At 53.2% G+C, this 18,770-nt stretch carries 11 protein-coding genes and 1 pseudogene; 3 read left to right on the top strand and 9 right to left on the bottom strand.

What is annotated here, in order from left to right:
• Window positions 1-112, top strand: a pseudogene (locus NDI52_RS24075) (photosystem II q(b) protein); the annotation flags it as partial.
• Between the two features lie 320 nt (window positions 113-432).
• On the opposite strand, the gene NDI52_RS24070 reads toward NDI52_RS24075, so the two are convergent.
• Entirely contained in the window at window positions 433-984 is a 552-nt protein-coding gene (locus NDI52_RS24070; protein WP_190772152.1) for a ComEA family DNA-binding protein, read from the bottom strand.
• 143 nt (window positions 985-1,127) lie between these two features.
• On the bottom strand, window positions 1,128-1,508 hold the full coding sequence (locus NDI52_RS24065) for an SHOCT domain-containing protein (protein WP_190772153.1): 381 nt from the start codon (window positions 1,506-1,508) through the stop codon (window positions 1,128-1,130).
• A 348-nt stretch (window positions 1,509-1,856) separates the two neighbouring features.
• Between NDI52_RS24065 and NDI52_RS24060 the strand changes: the two genes are divergently transcribed.
• On the top strand, window positions 1,857-2,804 hold the full coding sequence (locus NDI52_RS24060) for a J domain-containing protein (RefSeq protein ID WP_190772154.1): 948 nt from the start codon (window positions 1,857-1,859) through the stop codon (window positions 2,802-2,804).
• A 331-nt stretch (window positions 2,805-3,135) separates the two neighbouring features.
• Window positions 3,136-3,834 carry a hypothetical protein gene (locus NDI52_RS24055; protein WP_190772155.1) on the top strand — a complete coding sequence of 233 codons (699 nt, stop codon included), beginning with the start codon at window positions 3,136-3,138 and terminating at the stop codon, window positions 3,832-3,834.
• 176 nt (window positions 3,835-4,010) lie between these two features.
• Here NDI52_RS24055 and NDI52_RS24050 read toward each other — a convergent pair whose 3' ends face one another.
• The 7 genes from NDI52_RS24050 to NDI52_RS24020 all read right to left on the bottom strand — a co-directional run bounded on the left by NDI52_RS24050 (window position 4,011) and on the right by NDI52_RS24020 (window position 18,551).
• On the bottom strand, window positions 4,011-5,963 hold the full coding sequence (locus NDI52_RS24050; RefSeq protein ID WP_190772156.1) for an alpha/beta hydrolase: 1,953 nt from the start codon (window positions 5,961-5,963) through the stop codon (window positions 4,011-4,013).
• 237 nt (window positions 5,964-6,200) lie between these two features.
• The gene (locus NDI52_RS24045) at window positions 6,201-7,304 is read right to left on the bottom strand and encodes an FAD-dependent oxidoreductase (RefSeq protein WP_190772157.1); all 1,104 of its coding nucleotides are present in this window, start codon (window positions 7,302-7,304) and stop codon (window positions 6,201-6,203) included.
• A 128-nt stretch (window positions 7,305-7,432) separates the two neighbouring features.
• Window positions 7,433-7,879, bottom strand: a complete 447-nt coding sequence (gene psbQ, locus NDI52_RS24040; protein WP_190772158.1) for a photosystem II protein PsbQ — start codon at window positions 7,877-7,879, stop codon at window positions 7,433-7,435.
• A 133-nt stretch (window positions 7,880-8,012) separates the two neighbouring features.
• Window positions 8,013-10,745 (bottom strand): CHAT domain-containing tetratricopeptide repeat protein, encoded by a 2,733-nt coding sequence (locus tag NDI52_RS24035; protein WP_190772159.1) that lies wholly within the window; start codon window positions 10,743-10,745, stop codon window positions 8,013-8,015.
• Between the two features lie 407 nt (window positions 10,746-11,152).
• Window positions 11,153-12,073 (bottom strand): hypothetical protein, encoded by a 921-nt coding sequence (locus tag NDI52_RS24030; RefSeq protein ID WP_190772160.1) that lies wholly within the window; start codon window positions 12,071-12,073, stop codon window positions 11,153-11,155.
• A gap of 220 nt (window positions 12,074-12,293) precedes the next feature.
• The gene (locus NDI52_RS24025; protein ID WP_190789278.1) at window positions 12,294-14,576 is read right to left on the bottom strand and encodes an FG-GAP repeat protein; all 2,283 of its coding nucleotides are present in this window, start codon (window positions 14,574-14,576) and stop codon (window positions 12,294-12,296) included.
• 759 nt (window positions 14,577-15,335) lie between these two features.
• On the bottom strand, window positions 15,336-18,551 hold the full coding sequence (locus NDI52_RS24020) for an alpha-mannosidase (protein ID WP_190772162.1): 3,216 nt from the start codon (window positions 18,549-18,551) through the stop codon (window positions 15,336-15,338).
• Window positions 18,552-18,770 lie beyond the last annotated feature (219 nt).

Genomic DNA, 18,770 nt, shown 5'->3' with positions numbered 1-18,770 from the left:
GAACCTGGGTATGGAAGTGATGCACGAGCGCAACGCTCACAACTTCCCCCTCGACCTGGCTGCTGGTGAGGCTGCTCCTGTCGCTCTGACCGCTCCTGCTATCAACGGTTAATTGCTAATCGTCTGATTGAAAAAGCGCCCCTAAGGGGCGCTTTTTTACTTTCTGATAAGCTCTACACACAGTTACAGCGCTTTGCGCTTGAATCAGCCACAGTTGTTTTTTTGAGAGCCGTGCTCCGCACGGCTCTCACAAAAACAACCAGATTTTAAGCATCTGAAAAGCGCTGTATGAAGCGATTTGGCGGTATGTACAAACAGGAGAGGGTCAGGGCTTCGCCTTGCCCCTCTCCTGTTTGTACAAGCTTTGCAACCACCTACCTAACCTGACGTTTTCTCGAGAGGTGCTCTGGGCTCAGCCCAGATTGAGGTTATTTAGAAACAGATATAGTGCATTAGTGACTCTGTGAGGGAAGGGGGAAGTTGAAGGCGCTGCTGTAGATCAGCCAGGTTGCGGTAAGCTCCTCGTTGGGTACGATTTTGAACGATCGCCCGCGCCAAAAATAGATCCACGGCTGGGATACGTCCCAACATTTCCACTGAAGCCGTGTTGAGATTGGTCAGGGGGATGGTACAGGGGCTACAAGGGTCGTAATAGCAAAACTGAAGCACAGGAAGCAGAGGCTGTATTCGCTGGGGTGAGAGACTTAGCGCCGCAGCGATGTCTTCCAGAGAATGGAACTGAATTCCCGACTTGCGCAGCGCTACTAGAGTTCGGGCTTGATGAATAGAAATTCCTGGTAACCGTAGCCAGTCGTCTACTTCTGCCCGGTTTACATCAATACCAATGCCTAACTCTGCGGCCAGGGTTACTTCTTCAAACGATTGGAAGCGGTAGTAAGGATCTTGCTGAAGGCGCGATCGCAGTGGTTGAAGTTGACGCCGGGTGGCTCCGTTAAGTTGAGTTAAGAAGTTAGACCAGGACATAGAGCGCAAAGCAGAAGGGGCTAGTGATGCGGTTTATATGCAGGGTTGGACAGTAACGCGGGGAGAACTTGAACTGCCAATTCTTCAGATAGCTTCCTCGATAATTTTTCTTTCCTTCAACCCTCGATTCTCTGCCTTTTTCCTCACCCAATTCGATCGAGTAACTGCCGACGCTTTTGTTCGAATTCATACTCAGAAATCAGACCATCCTGCCGGAGCTGGTCAATTTTTCGAAGAGCATCTGCAACAGCACCGATCTGAGCCGTATCAACAGGACGCGTTACAGAAGGTAAGGTTTCGCCATTAAAGTTACGATCAAAAGCTTCTTGCCCCTGAAAAAAATACCAGAGCGCTTCAAAAAAGCTAGCAGCTCTAGGAACCAGTCCTAAAGCTGATCCGCTTGAGACAATATAGGCTAGCCCCCATCCGGGTTGGCGCAAATAGAATTTATGCAGGCCAGGGAGGATGACACCTGCTAGAGCCAGGGCGATCGCCGTCCAACGGCTTTTTGCCTTTGTTTCCATAGAAGCGGGGGAAATGTAAAGGAGATTGTTACTGTCAGGAACTGGCTTTGATCATAGCGAAAATTCTAAAACTCTTTCCAAAAGGGATGTCTGGAGTTTTACGGTCGGCGTCAGGAAATAAATTTGACTGTTCTTCTGTTAAAAAATCCGTAAAATCCGCAATGTATTCAGTTTAATTTGAAAGCCCGCTTAGAATTTAGATAGGAATTCTGATTCTGGTATCAGGGATTATCTTTGTTGCAGGATTTTTCTGTATACTCCTATGTAGTTTTACGGTATGGATTCTGTCACTATCAGGGCAATCCATAAAGGTTATTTATCACCTCAAACCTTACTGACGCAGGTGTAATGTCGCAGGTCCCCTTTTCAACTGAATGGCTCAATCGCTTTCAAGACCCCTATGCGGTCTTGGGCTTGTCTGTGACAGCAGATGATCGCCGCGTATTGAAGCGCTACCGAGAAATTGCGAAACTGCTTCACCCAGACGGATATGTAGGGGCCGATGCAGAGGTTCGTAATTTGGCTACCCAACTCTTCGCCAAGATAGTTGGGCCTGCCTATCAGAAGCTAAAGCAAGATAAGGGGCGCGCCGAGAACCTGGCGATGCTTCGTTTCCGGGTTCGCCGCTCAATGCGCGAAACCCCTCTTGAGCCGAAAAGTGCGCTCGCCCTGGAACTGATGGGTACACAGCCATCCAACATTGACGTGTTTTACGAACAGGCGATCGCTCGTCTGGCGGAAACTCAGTTTATCCCGTTGGAGCGGTTTGATAGCGCCACCCTTCAGTTAGAGGAGCTGAACCTCGTTTATTTACGGTTGAAGATGGGAGAACCCATCATTCGTGAAAAACGCACGGGTCTGGTTTCTTCACCTCCGGTACAAGCACATCCCAAGGTTGCCTTTGTTGAGAAAAAGGAGGCCGAGGCCGAGGCCATCGATTATGCCGAGCGGCACTTCAACCGGGCACAATCTTACGCTCAAAATGCCAACTGGGCATCGGCAACCCGTGAACTGAAGGACGCTCTAAAAATTAACGCTAACCGCAGTAATTACCATGCGTTGTTGGCGATCGCTTACCTCAAACAAGATTTGCCCACGATGGCCCGGGTTCACTGCCGTCAGGCGTTAAAACTCAACCCTAAAGACACTCTGGCCCTAAAGTACGCATCCAAACTAGGCGTTGACGTTGAAGCAAGCAGCACCGGGAAGGGTACATCTGCGGCAAAATCCTCAGATAAATCTGCCAAAGCCTCTCCAGGAGGTGGTCTGTTTAGCTTTTTAGGCAAACGTCATTAAGAGAATGGTGGCTGATACCCTTCTAATTTGAAGCTGTATAGATTGGGCGGTATGTCGATGTGTGCGGCATACCGCCCAATCTATAGCCTTTCCGATGAGCCAGGGATATGCCTTTGCTCATCGGAAAACGTCCTTACACCGAACTGAATATTTGCAGCAATTCTCATTGGTTCAAATCGTATCGGTTTTGGTAACGCTGGCTGAATATTGCTGCAGCCGGATGAGAATCGACGTAAGCCATCTCTAGAGGTAGCCGTAATAGACTCCTTCCCTTACTGGATAGGAGTACCCAGAGATTTGATTCGTCAACCCATTCATTCCAGCATTTTCTATGAAACCGTCGCTTCGTTCTTTGTCACTCCTGGGCCTTCTCGTTATTCCTTTCGGGCTGATGGCCTGTGCTGATCTACAAATGCGTCCCCAACCCGCTCCACCTTCACCTGACGCCGTTTCGTCCCCCGGAAACACAGCTTCCGCTCCTGGGGCGGTTGCTCCGTCATCAGTTCCTGTTAGTTGGTCACAAATTTTAGGAGAAACTTCTGCTCCTGAGGGCTGGCGAGTTGAGCCCTGTGTAAACCCCACACTGCTCTGCGTCTATGAAGGAGATGAGATCGTCGGTACCGTCGAACTGTTTACGGAACCTGTGGAAGGATCACAATTTGGCAACATCCTGGCAGAGGAAGGAGGCCAACCTATCCCCGCTTTGCGGCGTTGGATTGAGTTGCATTATGAAACGATTCGGAGCGATCGCCAAATAGGGATGCCAACCACCCGTTTCACATCAGAGCCCCCGGAAGAGACCGCTGTTGGTAACCTACCAGGCTTACGATATGGTTTCACCACAACCCATGAAAATGGGGCATTGATTGATCGATCGATTGGATATATGGCAACGGATGGCACGACGTTATATGTCATTGCCACAGGGATGATTAGCCAAGACCCCGCAGGCTCCTTTTCTAGCCAAGAGAAGACCCAACAGTTTCTTCCCCACCTGGCTAAAATTATCAGTGGGCTAAATTTCAACTAACGCTACGTAACCTTAGTTCGGGATAAGCTGAAGTGCTCATTTTGGCGTGCACATAATGCACGCCAAAACGAGCCTTTTCGAGTGCCACGCAACGCGCGGCACTCGAAAAGGCCCTTAACCCGAACTCAAGTTATGCAACGATTCATGCAAGAGGTCTATTGTAAAAAAATATTAGGTTATGAAGGATCCTCCTCAGATTCCTGATGTTTGGGTGGTGGCAGCATTTTCAGGCGGTTTTGCCGGAAAAAACGCCCCGCCGAGAGGGGAAAACTACCTGGCAAAATAAACATGGCTACGGGCACCCCGAGCAACAGGAATGTGATGCCAGCATAGGTAAACGTCAGCACCCGAGCCTTTTGGGGCTGTTCGGGGCCAGGGGTGAGGGTCATTTGATCCAGGGGCATTGCCGCCATGTGCAGCCAGTTCGACAGCTTGGGTGGCACTTTAGTATTCAACCGCAGTTTTATGGCTTCGGTGGAAAAGGACTGGGCGTAAGCGGGGGTTAAAAAAGACCGATAGCGGGCAGCTTCGGGAGTTTCCTGCTTAGCAAAGGACAGGGCTACCCCTTGCAGAAGGCGTCGTAAAGCCTCGGTTTGATCGTTACCGCGCTCCCGAGCAAACAGACTGCGACTGAGAGCGGGATTTAGATTCTCTGGATCACCAACACTGAGATGGGTTGCGCCAATGGCCGTGAGCAAATAACGTTCATCTCCATGGAGATGGGTGTAGGGCAGGAGCTGCTGACTCACCGCAGGGGTAATGGCGTCGGCAGTAGAGGCCACCATCAGCACAGGAATGCGAACGTTTTTCTCCAGGCTAGATGTATCAAATAAACGGCCGATGAGGGGGTTGAGGGTGATAATACGGCGCACCCGGCGATCGCGCAGATCTGGTACATCTTTAGGCAAATCTACGGCTGTACATTGCAACCAATCGGCTACAGAAAGGCCAAACTCTTTCGACCCGTTGCAGAACTGGCGGAGATTATCCAAATTTAGTTCTGCCCCTGCCAGAGCCAGAGCTGTATACCCTCCCAGAGAGTGGCCAATCACAATGGTGTCATCGGTATTGAGCTTGCCCTGGAGATAGCCAGGGTTGTGATTGATGCGCTGTAACTCGCTGAGGAGAAAACTGACGTCCCGAGGGCGGTCAATGAATTCCGACGCGGGTAATAGATTAATAAAGCTATTGTTGAGGACGCGCCCACTGATAACGGCCGACAACCAGGTAACGTTACTACCGGGATGCTCCAAGGCCGCCACGGTAAAACCATGGGAAGCCAGATGATAGGCAAGGTAACCCATGAATCGGCGATCGGCCCCAAAGCCATGGGAAATGACCACGAGTGGCCCTGAACTGTGGCGTGACCAGTAAAGGTCAACGGGGATGGTGCGATGGCGATCGCGATCGCGCAGCACCATAGTTTGCCGCCGTACCCACAGGTAGCCGTTTTCAGTGGGGTCTAGTTCATGGGCAAAGGCCGCCGCCTGGGGCACCGTCAGTTCCCGCTCCAGAACCGAGCTGAGAGACTGGCTCTGCCAGTAGGGCAAGTTCATCTCAGAGGTGAGTGTGAACAGCGCCGTAAGGTCAACGGTTACCTCCTTCTGCGGGAGCTTTTGCATAAAACCCAGAAAGGTCAACCCTTCAGGCCGGGTAGCCGCTTCTGTCAGTGCCTTAAACAGATCAGCACGCTTGGTTTGGGGAAGAATGGTTTCGAGGGTTTTGAGGAGGCGATCGCCCGCAGAGGTTTGCAGCAAATCACTGACCACCTCACGCCCCACAGTCGGTTCTAGAGGAACCCGGCTGGTTAAAAGCTGCCGGGCCTGATCGTTCAAAAGCCAGCCATACAATCGCAGCGAATCGGGTACATCCCCCGTTTTGGCATACTGGCTTAGCTCTTTAACCGTCACGCTCTGTTGCAACGGACCCGCCTTGACCGTTAATCGTTCAGCGGCCCCAGCGGGTAGAGTGCCACCGAGCAACCACCCCAGCAACGTACTACAGGCTAGGGAACCGAGCGCCTTCACTCCCCACCGGAGTCGTCGCCTCGGGCAGGGCAATGTGCTGGAGGCTGCATCAGAGTCCGCAGCATGACAGGAGGTGTGAGAGTGAGCGTCAGGCCAGTTCACGGGCTTCTACTCGAATACGAGGGTGCGACAAATATCGGCCCTTGTGAGGCCGATAGCTTTTGCTCATTAAGAGCATTTGAGGATCAGCATTCCCCAGATTGTTTATGAACATAGCAGAAGTTCATTTCTGACCGGGGATGGGTTCTTTTACAAATAATTACGCCTAAGAGAGCAATTGAGCGTCTATCCCCTGAAGCATTAAGATTTGGCCTCTTGGGGGATAGCCAAATGCAAGGGTTAAAGCAGGGGGGAATCGGTAGCCAATCCCATCAATACTTTAACGCGCTCTGCTGTAGCTGGAGCTAAAAGTACCCCATTCCGGTAATGCCCTGTTGCCAGGATCACATTGGTCGCTCCCGGTATAACCTCGATTACGGGCGCAGGCTGCTGTGAGGGGCGAGGCCGTAGACCGGACCAAGTTTGCACAATCTCAGCCTGGGCTAAGGTAGGGCAGAGGGCGGTCGCCCCCTCCAGTACGGGTGTCAAATTCTCGGGATTGACAGCAAGTTCTCCCCCATCCGGGGGAAATTCCACTGTGGCCCCAACCCAATATTCCCCCTGCCCCAACGGAACGATATGAATGTCGTACCCGGTAATGACTGGCTGAAAGTCAGGATGGCCCATTGGTTGGGATAGCTTCAGGCGGGCGGCCTGTCCTAAGACTGGCCCTACAGCCAGGGGTGTCTCTAAATCCTGAGTTAATGAGGTTGTGCCCAGCCCTGACGCCAAAATAATCCAGTCTGCCTCCTGCAACCCCTGCCGAGTGTGTACCCCCCGACACTCGGATATATTCATATCGAGAGCCAGGGCCTCTACTGGAGTATTCAGCAGAAATGTGACTCCACGTCCTCTGGCTGCTGTTACCAGAGCCTCTGTCAGGTAAGCCGGATGCAGTTGTCGATCCTGGGGGGAGTAGACGGCTGGAACTATTGGGGCGACCTGAGGGCAATGGGTCTGCATTTGAGCCGCATCCCAAAGTTCCAGCGACCAGCCTTGTTGTTGGCGGGTTTCTGCGAGCGATCGCCAACCCGCCTCGTTGTCTTCGTCCAGGCGCAGCAGCACAATCCCTTGTCGGTTGTATGGGATATGCGTGCCGGTAGCGGTCTCTAATTCTGGAATTAACGTTTCATAACGACGCAGGCTAAACTCGCGCAACTGCCAGGCCCGTCCTCGCACCTTGTGGCTGATAGCCCCCATTAGAACACCCAGTGCGGCTCCAGTCGAACCTTGAGCAGGAGGCTGCTGATCCAGCACCGTAATCGTGAGGGAGGGAATCTGGGAAAGCTCGTAGGCGATCGTCGCTCCGATGATGCCGCACCCGACGATGATGACTCGTGTCATACACATGTCCTAACCAAACTGTGTAAGGCTATCTAACGATTAAAAAATCAGACAGGAGATGCCTCCTGCCTGATGGGAATGCCTTGCTGAACCGCAAAGGTCGGCTGCAAGACAATTAAGATGCTGGCCTAAGCTGTTGGAATCAAATTCAAGAAGGTATCAAAGTCACGAAGTGCTTCGTTGTAGTTCTTCAATGCCTTAATGCGATCATTGGAGACAGTTGCTTCATCAATGGTATTGAGATGCTCAAATACATCACGGGCTGCTTCCAGAGCTTCCTTTTGAGCTTTCTCAGGACGTAACTGACGAGCCAGACTGCTCATCTTAAATCGCAGTTCCCCTAAGGGGCCATGAATGTATGTTTGTACGTCATTCCAATCGCCCTTTTGCACCAGACTGGGAATTTCTAACATCCGTTCCCGTAAGTCTTGAACCGTTGCCAACGACGTCTCGATTTGGGTCAGTTGGTCGGTCGTATAAAGCGGGCCTTTAGCAACGGGCTGACCACTACAACTAACCATGAAGATGGCGAGTGCCGCCACCAGTAACATCAAAACTGACCGAAAACCTTTCATAGAACGAAGTCTATCCATATATAAGGTGTCACCCTTATAGGGTATCGGGTGGAGGGAATTGGGTAAAGGGGTGGATGAGTGGATGATTGGATGAGGTGAATTTAAATTCACCTCATCCAATCATTACACCTCCTCACTCGGCTTCTCCAATCAGGGTGAAGGCGGCCCATTCTCGGGAGGAGGGATATTGTTGCATTGTGGTGAGCATGGCCTGACGGAGGGCCTGTGCTTTGTCAGGGTTTTGCTGGAGATTGCGGTAAAACGCGGTCATTAGGACAGCCGTGGCGTCGTCAGGAACGGCCCAGAGGGACACCACGACGCTTGACGCGCCAGCAGCAATGAATGAGCGTGAGAGGCCCAGAACTCCATCTCCGGTGATGCGGCCTCGACCAGTGTCGCAGGCGCTGAGTACAACCAGATCGGCGTGCAGATTAAGATTGAGGATTTCGTTGGCGGTGAGCAGGCCATCATCGCCTGGATTGGGAGCGAGGGCGATCGCCCCCGGTACGCCCAACCCTTCTACGTCATCTAAAAACCCATGGGTTGCCAGATGAATGATGCGAGATTGCCCCATCTGTTGCACCACTCGCCCTTCTGTAGCCTGCGCCCCCACCAGTGCTGAATGGTGTAAGAGTTGGCTAATTTCCCGTGCTTCCGCTTCCGCGTTGGGAAGGGGGGGCAGGGTTTCTGGCGGGCTACCGACTGTGGGCATAACGGGATTGCCAACTACCAGGGCAGGATTAGCGGCGGGTTGGGAGGCTAACCGCTCTTGCTGGGTGTGAGTCAGTCCTAATACCTGAATGGCTGGGGCAGTGAGTAATGTATGGCGCTCGATTAGATAAGACAGGTTCTCATCCTGAAGGGCTGCAAAGGGGACGAGGAAGAGAGAACCCTGGGGAATAAAGATGACCCGTTTCTCGGGATCTGTGGGCAGTAGATCAACGATGGGATCGATCAGCAGTTGATGAAGCCGTTGCAGGCGTCGGCTAGAGCGGCGAGAGGTGCTTGCATCGGGAGGTGGGCCAGTAGCCCGGCTATTATCGGTGTTTTCCAAGACCGCTTCCCGCGTGCCCCGAACTAATCTGTCCAGGATGGGGGCTGTGGCAGCTCGACCACGCCCCTGAGCGGCGGCTACCCGGGTGTCTTCCACGAGTTCTTGAACGGAGGCATCCTCTGCATCTACTGCGGCCAGGCTGGTTTCCCGGTAACTTATGGTGCCGTCGGGCTGGATAACCCAGATGGCAATGCGATCGCCCACTAACAGCGAATACTGCACCAGGGTTGCGTCTGCTTGCCGGGCAATCTGCCGAATCTCCTCCAGGTTTGGGGGTGCCGTGTCTAGTTGTTCTGCGGCTTGGGCCGAGAAGCGGCGGGCAACCAGTTCGACAAAGGTACGGGCTCGTCCTCGCTCGGAAATTTCCAGAGCATCGTCGTAGCGTTTCAGGTCAATGAGTACCTGCTGCAACACCCGGTAGGCCGACATCTGCGTCTCAAACAGTGATACTTGATCCGCCTCATTTAGACCCGGCCGCAGAGATTCCCAAATCTCAACGGCGTCCAGTAACGAATTGGCTGCATCGGTTAAATCTCCCTGTTCGTACTGAGCAATGCCCAGGTTGCTGAGGCCCTGCCCTTCCCGAACACGATCGCCCACTCCCCGCGATAACTCTATACTTTGCTGATATAGCTCAATCGCTTTGGTATTGTCTCCAGCTATATCAGCGGCGAGGGCCAGGCTACCCAGGGCAATGCCTTCACCCCGGCGATCGCCCATTTGCCGCATCAGGCTAAGACTGCGCTCAAAGTAATCCTGAGCTGCGGGTAAATTGCCTTGATCGACAGCCACATTGCCCAGGCTAATCAGGGCTGTGCTCACCCCATCGCGTTCGTTAAGGCGCTCCAATCGTTCCAACGCACCTAGCAAGAGTTCCTGGGCTTTATCCAGTTCCCCCTCCTGCCGATATAGCTGACCCTGGCTACCCAGGATGTAAGCTTCCAGGCTAGTGTCGCGAATCGTTTGAGCCAACGTCAGGCTTTCGTCGTAATAGCTGAAGGCCCGACTAGGATTGCCCAGGTCTCCATACAGATTTCCCAGGCGTTGCAATACGGCGGCTTCCCCGGCTGTGTTCTGAAGGCCACGGAAGAGGGCTAAAGCGGCTTCGTAATGGTCAATTGCCTGCGGATAATTGCCGCGATCGGTGTAGGCGTTGGCCAGGTTGCCCAAGACGTTAGCCTCACCTTGACGGTTATTGTCCTGGCGGGCTAGTTCCAGGCTCCGCTCATAGGTGGCGATCGCCCGGTCATAATCTCCCGTGGATTTGTAAAGGATGCCCAGGGCATTTAAGGTGTACTGCTCTCCCTCGCGATCGCCCTGTTGCTCAGCCAGGGTGAGGGCTTCTTCCTGATAGGTTAGGGCCTCAGCGTAGTTCCCCATTCGCTCGTGGGTATGGCCCAGGTTATTGAGGGCGTAGACGATCCCCTCGTAGTCATCAATTTTGCGGGCAAGCTCCAGGCTCTCCTCAAAGGCGGCGATCGCCTGAGGGTAGTCTTGCAGGGCCTCGTACACCGCGCCCAGGTTTCCCAGAATGCGTCCTTCACCGACCCGATTACCCGATTGCCGATACAATCGCAGGGCTTCCTCCCAGGATTGTAGTGCTGCTTGCACCTGTCGCCGTTGCAATTGCTGAGCTCCCTGATTCATCAGGGTACTGGCTTGCTCATCAAGAGACGGCTGAGCTTGGGCTAGACGAATGGGAGTTTCCTCTAGGCTCCATCGAGAGGAGGCAAGAGCAGTTCCAGGTAGGCTTACGGTGAAGGCAAGGGCCAACCCACCGAAAAATAGGCGACGGACGCTGCAAGAACCCATACGCTTAATCCTGGAGAAAACGAGAGTCTGTTCTTTGGGGTCGAAGCGCACGAAGAAACACCTAAAGCACGCTCCAAAGTTAAAGTTCCCGGAACGGCAAATGGTTTATCGTGGGTTCTCAGTAGATGTACTAAACTTCAGTTCGGGTTAAGCTGAAGTGCTCATTTTGGCGTGCACTATGTGCACGCCAAAATGAGCGTTTTCGAGTGCCGCGCAACGCGCGGCACTCGAAAACGCCCTTAACCCGAACTCAGCGTTACTAAGGATTACAAATAAACAACCTGCAATTCTTTTGTGGGAGGGATGTAAAGCCATCACTCTTACAAAAAGAATTGCAGGTTATAGATGCAGGATCATTAGAGGAGAGAGCTCAGCTCTCACCTTCTCTCAACGAGCGATCGCAAGATTCAGGAAACAGGCGTGGCGTCCAGGTAGAAGCGCCGGCACATGGTGACGCCAGAATCTTCGCAGCCGTTTAGGGGACAGTCGTGGTTGGCACAGAGGGAGCAGTCGGCCCGGGTTTGGAGGGCAAGTTGTTGGGCGGTGTAGATACTAATGCCCTGGCTGATGAAACCTCGGGCTTCCAGCTCTGAAATTTCGTCACAGATCAGAATGGCATGGGTGATCCCCAGCTGAGTGCGTGCCAGGTTGATGTGATCTAGAGTTTTTCGGAAGCTGCGCTGTTCCGTTTTGATTTCAATCAAGACCCGTTCTTCCTGGCTGGTAAAGACGGTGGGTTTATTTTGAGCGAAAAAATCTTTATAGTGCAGCTCGAACGTGCCATCGGTGAAGCGGATGGTCCGCATCATCCGCATGAACGGTTCGGTGAAGTTACCAAACTCATCGGGGCCGTACCACCAGGAGCGGTGCCAGGCCTCAGCGGGTAAGTTGATAATGTCGTCTACCTGTTCCTGAGAGAAGCCGGACGTGCCAAGTATAGTAATCGCTTGAGCCAACGAAAGCTTTTTCCCTAAGCAATGAGTTTCTGACTCACAGCGGGTTAGCATCAGGTACTCGCGCTTCACCAGATGGGGGGCCGTCGTGGCAGCAATGTGCTCCTCAATTTCTTGAGGAGATTCCGCCAGGACGGAGTGAATGACTTCGAATTCGACCACTCCATCCACTGTGCGGCGTGCCTCAAAGGGCACCCCAATGGATGCTTTCACCGATCCCAGACGATGAGGCTGAGTAAGCGGTGGTGTGCAGTGGGTCAGCAGGGATTTGAGGAGAGGAGTATCGGCGATCGCCAGGGCTATTTGAACACGGTCATGAAGGGAAATGGCCTCTGGGCGATCGCTCGACAAATGGGTCAATGCGTGATCCAGCATGGGAAACCTGCCCCAGACTTTTAGATTCTTATTATGGAGAGTTCAACCTGAAAGCAGGTAAAATTCCGTGGATCTCTTAAGAAAAAGAGATATAGTCTTCACCAGCAAATTTCTAGAACTCGTTATACAGCACTGTGCAGATACGTTCATTACGGAAACGGTGGTGTAGGGCACAGAATGTCCTACACCACCATACTTAGTAAACTTGTGACCGATTGAACTATGCCTGAATGACAAAGTCAGCCGCTGTCAGTGCGGCCTGATTTTGTAGAAGGGCAAACTGCCCACCCGAGCCAAATCCGTTTTGGCGCCCGTTGGCGTTGTAGAACAACGCCCCCTCACTCCGTACGTAGGTGATGAGCGCCCGGCTACGGGCAGCTTCTTCAAGGTTTCGCACCCTTGTAAAGCTGGGAGTGTTGCTTCTGAAATTGGTAAAAGTCGTACGGTCGAGCACGATTTTATCGATACCCACACGGAAATCTACAACCCGGTCAATACCCATGCGAGTGCGGCTGAAGGCCTCTCTCATGCCGAAGCGGAAGCGATCGCTTCCCCCGTCGCCCTGGAGCCGATCGGCACCAATATCCCCCCATAACTTATCACTGCCAGCACCACCAACCAGGTTGTCGTTGTTGCTGCCACCAACCAGGGAGTCATTGCCATTTTCCCCAATCAGCTGGTCGTTACCTGTGTTGCCCCCAATCTGATCGTCTCCGGCGCCTCCGAAGAGGGTGTCAGCCCCAGCCCCACCAATCAGGCGATCATTATTGCCAAAGCCTCGGATGCGATCGCCACCGCCGTTGCCCGTAATAAAGTTACGCACGCCACTGCCCAGCAGCTGATCCTGGAAATTACTGCCCCGAATCCCTGTGTAATTCGCGAAGGCGCGGTCTATCAGACGGGAACCCACGAGAATCTGTAGCTTTCCAGTTTCCAGATTGACATTGATGCCCCGATCCAAATCTGTAGCATTGACGGTTGGTAATTCAAACACCAGACCTGCAATCGGTCCGGGCTGCCCATAAATGACATAGCTCTCGCCAGCGCTGGAGTTGCCGTCGGGATCTGCATTGGGGGCACCAATAATCAGATCGTCAACGCCGTCGCCGTTGACGTCGCCGATGCGGCTGAGCGATCGCCCCGACTCATCTCCTGCACTGATGCCGTTGATCTGAAACCCATCGGCACTATCTAAATCACTTAAATCAAGTTGGGCTGAGTAGCTACCAGTCCGTCCAAACACGACATAGCTTCGACCGGAGGATAACCCATTGGGATCTGCCCCAGGGGCTCCGATCAGAAGATCATCAAAACCATCATCATTGATATCCCCAGCAGACGAAATGGCAGCTCCCACCTGGTCTTCTCCAGCGGCACCATTTAACACAAAACCATTCGTGCCATTTAACTCCGATAGGTTAAAGGTGGCTGGAAAACCTCCCGATCGCCCAAAAACTACATAAACGCGCCCCGATGCCGTGGTGTTACGGTCAGCATTTGGGGCACCTACCATAAAGTCGTTGATACCATCGCCATTAAAGTCGCCAGCACCACTGACCGCAGAGCCCAGCCTGCCTTCCTCGCTGAGGCCGTTGATGCGGAACCCAGTGCTGCCGTTTAAGGCAGACAACCCCAGGTTGGCCGGAAAACCACCGGAGCGCCCAAATACAACATAGGCTTGCCCCGAAGAAAAACCGTTTGGATCGGCACTGGGAGCGCCAATGAGCAGGTCATCAATCCCATCGTTATTCACATCGCCAATTTGGCTTACCGCATAACCAGCCTGGTCTTCTGGGCTAATGCCTGTAATTCTGAATCCATTGGAGCCAGTTAATGCTGAGAACGTGAGGTTTGCTCCAAATCCAGCTTGCTGGCCGAAGACCACATAGCCCTGGCCAACGAGGGAGGAATTAGGATTGGCTCCATAGGCTCCGATGAAAAGGTCATCTAGACCGTCACCGTTCACATCCCCGGCTCCACTGACCGAGAAGCCAGAGAAGTCGTCGGCGTCAATACCATTCAAAACAAAACCGTTGGTGCCATTGAGGGTCGATAGTTCCAGGTCACCAGAAAATCCTTCACGCTGTCCAAATATGACATAGCTGCGGCCTGCACTGGCAGCCGTCGTATCGGCCCCGTAAGCTCCAATGATGATGTCGCCCAGGCCATCACCATTGACATCTCCTGCTCCACTAACGGAGTAGCCCGTTAAATCGAGTTCGGCGAGTCCGTTGATCCGAAACCCATTGCTACCGTTAAGAGCTGATATGTTGAAGTTATTGGGGAAGCCACCCTGACGACCAAATAAAACATAGGCCTGGCCTGAACTAAGGCCATTGGGATCGGCAGTACTGGCTCCCACGATAAAGTCTTGCAACCCATCACCATTGACATCCCCTGCACCGCCAACCGCAGTGCCGAGCTGATCGCCAATCTGAACGCCGTTGATAGCAAACCCGTTCGTCCCGTCGAGGTTTGCTAATTCAAGTACTAATGGAAACATAGGAGATACGTGCAGGAGGTGAAAAAAAGCAATGGATGAGGGAATCGCTCAACGCTTTCTGAATGGATGAAATAATTTCGACGAGTTTTGTAAAAATAAGTTGATCTGGAGTTCCCCCTGCCACAGGGGCTACGCTCCTTATGGGAGCAAGTTATTCTTACAAACCGTTTTTATCCAATAGCAGCACTTAAGCGAAAGGCTTAAAAGCACTGAACCAAAGTAAATGTCGTTACGCCATATACCCTGCTGCAAATGATAATCTGACACTCTCAAAAAGGCTCAACTTTTTCCCTATTGTTGAGAACGTATAGAGGGCTTTAGAGAGGTGGAGACTAAAACTGGAAACATGGTACTGAGTAAGGAAGATTACCTGATATTCAGTTTTTGGCACTGACTTTTCAGTATACTTATCCAGATGTTCAACTAGATTGAACTTTGTAGGCTGAAGAACCTGCTACGGCTGAATTACAGCTGAAAAATCAGAAAATTTACTGAGCTGGAAAATCCCAGACCTGAACTCTCCGCAGGGAGTATCCATAAAAACTGCTGCAAGCACTACAGCAATGTGCAAGTGCATTAAATACAGCGACGGTGTTTTGGGTGGGGGATGACGTGCCCCACAACACCGTACTTAACCTCAGTTCGGGATAAGCTGAAGTGCTCATTTTGGCGTGCACTATGTGCACGCCAAAATGAGCGTTTTCGAGTGCCGCGCGTTGCGCGGCACTCGAAAACGCCTTTAACCCGAACTCAGGTTACTTAATCAACGCGCACAGCGCTATAGGGTGACGGAGGTGCAAATTGGAAGGTTTGCACTTGCCAGGGCCGTAGCGAAATAGTGCTCTGAGTATCTGGCGTCTCGTCAGATGTTTCCAGGAGGGTGATAGGTTCTAGCGTGAGAGGTTGAGGATTCGAGACATCTGCTGTTCCAGTTGGTATAGCCCACTGTGCTTCTAGGCCAGCGCCGACCTCTCCGAGGCATTCATAACATCGTAAAATCCAACGATTTGAATGCTCCTCGCTCAGCTTCAGGGCTGACAGGATGAGATTTTCTCCAGGAAGTTTAAGCAGGGTATGGATGGATGGCAGGGTGGGGGAAACGGCTGGGGTGTTTTTCTCTACAAAAGCCACCATGGGCTGGTTTAATTCATAAGCCCGCTGAACAATTTGTGCCGTTTGCCAGGAGCCGGAGTGGGGGGCGATCGCATACGTAAACTGATGATGACCGCGATCCGCTATCGGGTTGGGAAACAACGGGCTGCGCAGTAAAGATAGCCGCATTTGCCCCGGCTTTACATCCACCCCATGCTTGTACCCGGTTAGCAGGCTGACGCCAGACTGTTGATCACTCATGTCTACCCAGCGCAGAGCCGGGACTTCCCACTTGGCTTGCTCCTCGGGAGTAACGGGCTGGGTGGGGTGGGTCATGGCCCCAAAAGGTATTTCGCGGGTGAAGCGATCGCCCACAACCGCAATTGGAAATGCTGCCTTCAGTAGCACATGAGTTTCCTGCCAATCCACCTCGGTGTCGATGTACAACACCGCCGAATGAACAGGTAAGCGATACCGTTGCTCTAATTGGGATTGGCCAAGCTTCCAGACGGCGCGAATGCTAGAACCTAAGGCCGTCTGATGCACCTCCTCCAGTTTTGCCAGTTGGGGGGCGGGGAGGCGGTGTTGTTCATAGGCGGGGTCAATGTTCCAGGCGTCCCAATACTGGCCACTGTCTTGAAAGGCTTGAAGTTCATTGCCGGGGCCGCTTAATACTTCCCGTCCCTGGCGTTTGTCGAAAATGCTTGCCAGGAAACCGGTACGGGGATCAACCTGAACCCGTAAATACTGATTTTCTAATTGAAATGAGGGAGGAAATCCAGAGGGCTGCGTTTCTGCTCCCTGCTGGCAGGGAATTAACCAGAATGACCGATAGCCGACACCCGGAACCGCACTGGCTTGAAAGGAGAGTGTTAGCTTGTCGGAAGATGGCTGACCGTGGGAGGCGATCGCTCGTCCCTCTAAATCCCACACTTGCCAGTCTTCTCCGGTTAAGGGTAGGTCCAGGGTAACGACCTCAGAACGTACCCAATTTAGCCCGTTGAATACTACAACAGGACGGGCTTCAGAATGAGGTGGGTCAGGTAGGGCAATATGCTGAGCGATCGCCCGCAAAGCTTCCTGTTGAATTTGGCTTGCTGTCTCCGCCGCTGCTGCCCACTCGGGGTTGGCATCGTCGTAAACCTGGGTAATGGCTGAACCTGGCAGAATGTCGTGGAACTGGTTGAATAAAACTTGTTTCCAGGCGGTTTCTAATGCCAGGGCAGGAAAGGGTTGGCGATCGAGGTAAGTGGCGATTGAAGCCCACAGCTCTGCTTCATACAGGCTTACTTCACAGTGAGTGTTCCAGGCTTTCTGGTCGCCGTGGGTGGTGTAGCAGCCACGATGGTACTCCAGGTAAAGCTCATCGTTCCAGAGGGGCAGGTTTTCTGGCTGGATGGCGGCCTGGGCGCGATCGAGAAACGCTTCGGCGGTATCGAACACGAGTTGGGGGAAGAAGGGCGATCGCTGCCAGCGGCGAGCCAGGTGCAGCATGTCCCGACTGGGGCCACCGCCATGATCACCCACTCCAATGAGCCAGAGGGCTTCTGTCAGCCCAGTCTTACGTTCCCATGTGCAGGCGTAGTCCGTCATTTTAATAGGGTCAATGCCTTCCCCAATGGGGGCAGAGTGCAGGCTAAAAATAGGGGTACCATCGGGAGCTTGCCAGATAAAGGCTTCGTGGGGAAAGGGGTTGCTGTCATTCCACCGCAGCTTTTGCGTGACGAAGTAACGGACGCCGCCCTGTTGCAGAACTTGGGGTAACTGCCAGCAGAACCCAAAACTGTCGGGCAGCCAGGCGATCGCACTCTTGCGCCCAAACTTCTGCTCCACATAGCGTTGCCCGTACAACACCTGCCGCACCAGGGATTCGCCACTAATGACATTAAACTCGGGTTCTACCCACAGTCCCGCAGCTACTTCCCAGCGGCCTGTCGTTACCTGCTGCCGAATTGCCTCAAACAGCGCAGGACGATGGGCCTCCAACCAGGCATACAAGGCGGGAGAGGAATGACTGAAGATGAGCTCAGGAAATTCTGACTGCAATTGCAGCACTGACTTAAAGGTGCGTTCGGCTGCATCCCAGGTATCGCTGACGGGCCATAACCAGGCGAGATCCAGGTGTGCGTGACCGAGCAGCGTGATCTGTCGCTGTTTCAGCGCCCCACTGAGGGGGAGGAGGCGATCGCGCAACCTTACCAATTCCTGATCAAATTTGTGGCGATCGCCCACACAAAGCCAATCGAGCGATCGTACAGCCTCTTCCAGATTTACCCGATCAGGGGCAAACGCTTCAGTGTAGCGCTGTAACACGGCCAGCTCATCGGCTACAAACCCAGGTTCCGGGCAGGGTTCCAGGCTATGGTCGGGCCGCTCGTATAAGCAAACGGAGCGCACCAGAGCGCCATCATCATGGCCTGGACTGATCAGGCGCAGGGCAACAGCGATCGACTCCCCCGGCCGCACTGCCTCCCGCAAAAGAATTCGGGCGGAGCAGTCAAATAAATCGCCCTCCTGTACCAACTGCCCATCGATAAAGATCTGAGCTGACTCTGCCCACCAGGTTAGGGCCAGGCGCAGGGTTAATCCTTGTAGGGGATACGCCGCCAGGGTTTCCGGTACCTGGAGCCGTAGCCCCAGCCACCGCACCCGACGTCCCTTTTCCCAGGCGACATGACGGCGGGCATTGAGAGTAACGGATGCCCACTCACTCCACAGGTCGGATTGAGTGGCCTGCTCGGAAGAGAGGTTCTGGCCACTCTCGCGCCAAAACGACTGGACGTCCTGTTGGGTGAGAGCTCGCAGGTGAGCGATCGCCTCCTCTACGCCCCGAGGGGAATTTGCGACATCAAGGTTCGGCTGTCCGGCAGTTGATTGAGTCATTAATCTTGTAGGGTTAGGGCATTAGGGTGGGTGGAGGTATTGCCCCACTCACGTCTGATGCCCTAACTAACCCGCCAAAGGTTATAAGATCAGGTCAGAATGCGCTGTAGGGCGCGGACTCGCACTCAAGGGAATGGTTGAAGCGTTGATCGTGGCTTTGCCCAACAAACAATCAACGCCCTGCTTGTTCAAACAAACTCTAAAGGGTTGCGGGAACCG

Source organism: Leptolyngbya sp. PL-A3 (assembly GCF_039962325.1).
GTDB lineage: Bacteria > Cyanobacteriota > Cyanobacteriia > Elainellales > Elainellaceae > Vacuolonema.
The sequence above is the reverse complement of the archived record's forward strand: the minus strand, read 5'-3'. Positions and strand labels throughout refer to the sequence as shown.

Bases quoted from the DNA above. Each gene is read 5' to 3' on its own strand.
- NDI52_RS24070 (WP_190772152.1), bottom strand. From the start codon at position 984: ATGTCCTGGTCTAACTTCTTAACTCAACTTAACGGAGCCACCCGGCGT.
- NDI52_RS24065 (WP_190772153.1), bottom strand. From the start codon at position 1,508: ATGGAAACAAAGGCAAAAAGCCGTTGGACGGCGATCGCCCTGGCTCTA.
- NDI52_RS24060 (WP_190772154.1), top strand. From the start codon at position 1,857: ATGTCGCAGGTCCCCTTTTCAACTGAATGGCTCAATCGCTTTCAAGAC.
- NDI52_RS24055 (WP_190772155.1), top strand. From the start codon at position 3,136: ATGAAACCGTCGCTTCGTTCTTTGTCACTCCTGGGCCTTCTCGTTATT.
- NDI52_RS24045 (WP_190772157.1), bottom strand. From the start codon at position 7,304: ATGACACGAGTCATCATCGTCGGGTGCGGCATCATCGGAGCGACGATC.
- psbQ (WP_190772158.1), bottom strand. From the start codon at position 7,879: ATGAAAGGTTTTCGGTCAGTTTTGATGTTACTGGTGGCGGCACTCGCC.
- NDI52_RS24035 (WP_190772159.1), bottom strand. From the start codon at position 10,745: ATGGGTTCTTGCAGCGTCCGTCGCCTATTTTTCGGTGGGTTGGCCCTT.
- NDI52_RS24030 (WP_190772160.1), bottom strand. From the start codon at position 12,073: ATGCTGGATCACGCATTGACCCATTTGTCGAGCGATCGCCCAGAGGCC.
- NDI52_RS24025 (WP_190789278.1), bottom strand. From the start codon at position 14,576: ATGTTTCCATTAGTACTTGAATTAGCAAACCTCGACGGGACGAACGGG.
- NDI52_RS24020 (WP_190772162.1), bottom strand. From the start codon at position 18,551: ATGACTCAATCAACTGCCGGACAGCCGAACCTTGATGTCGCAAATTCC.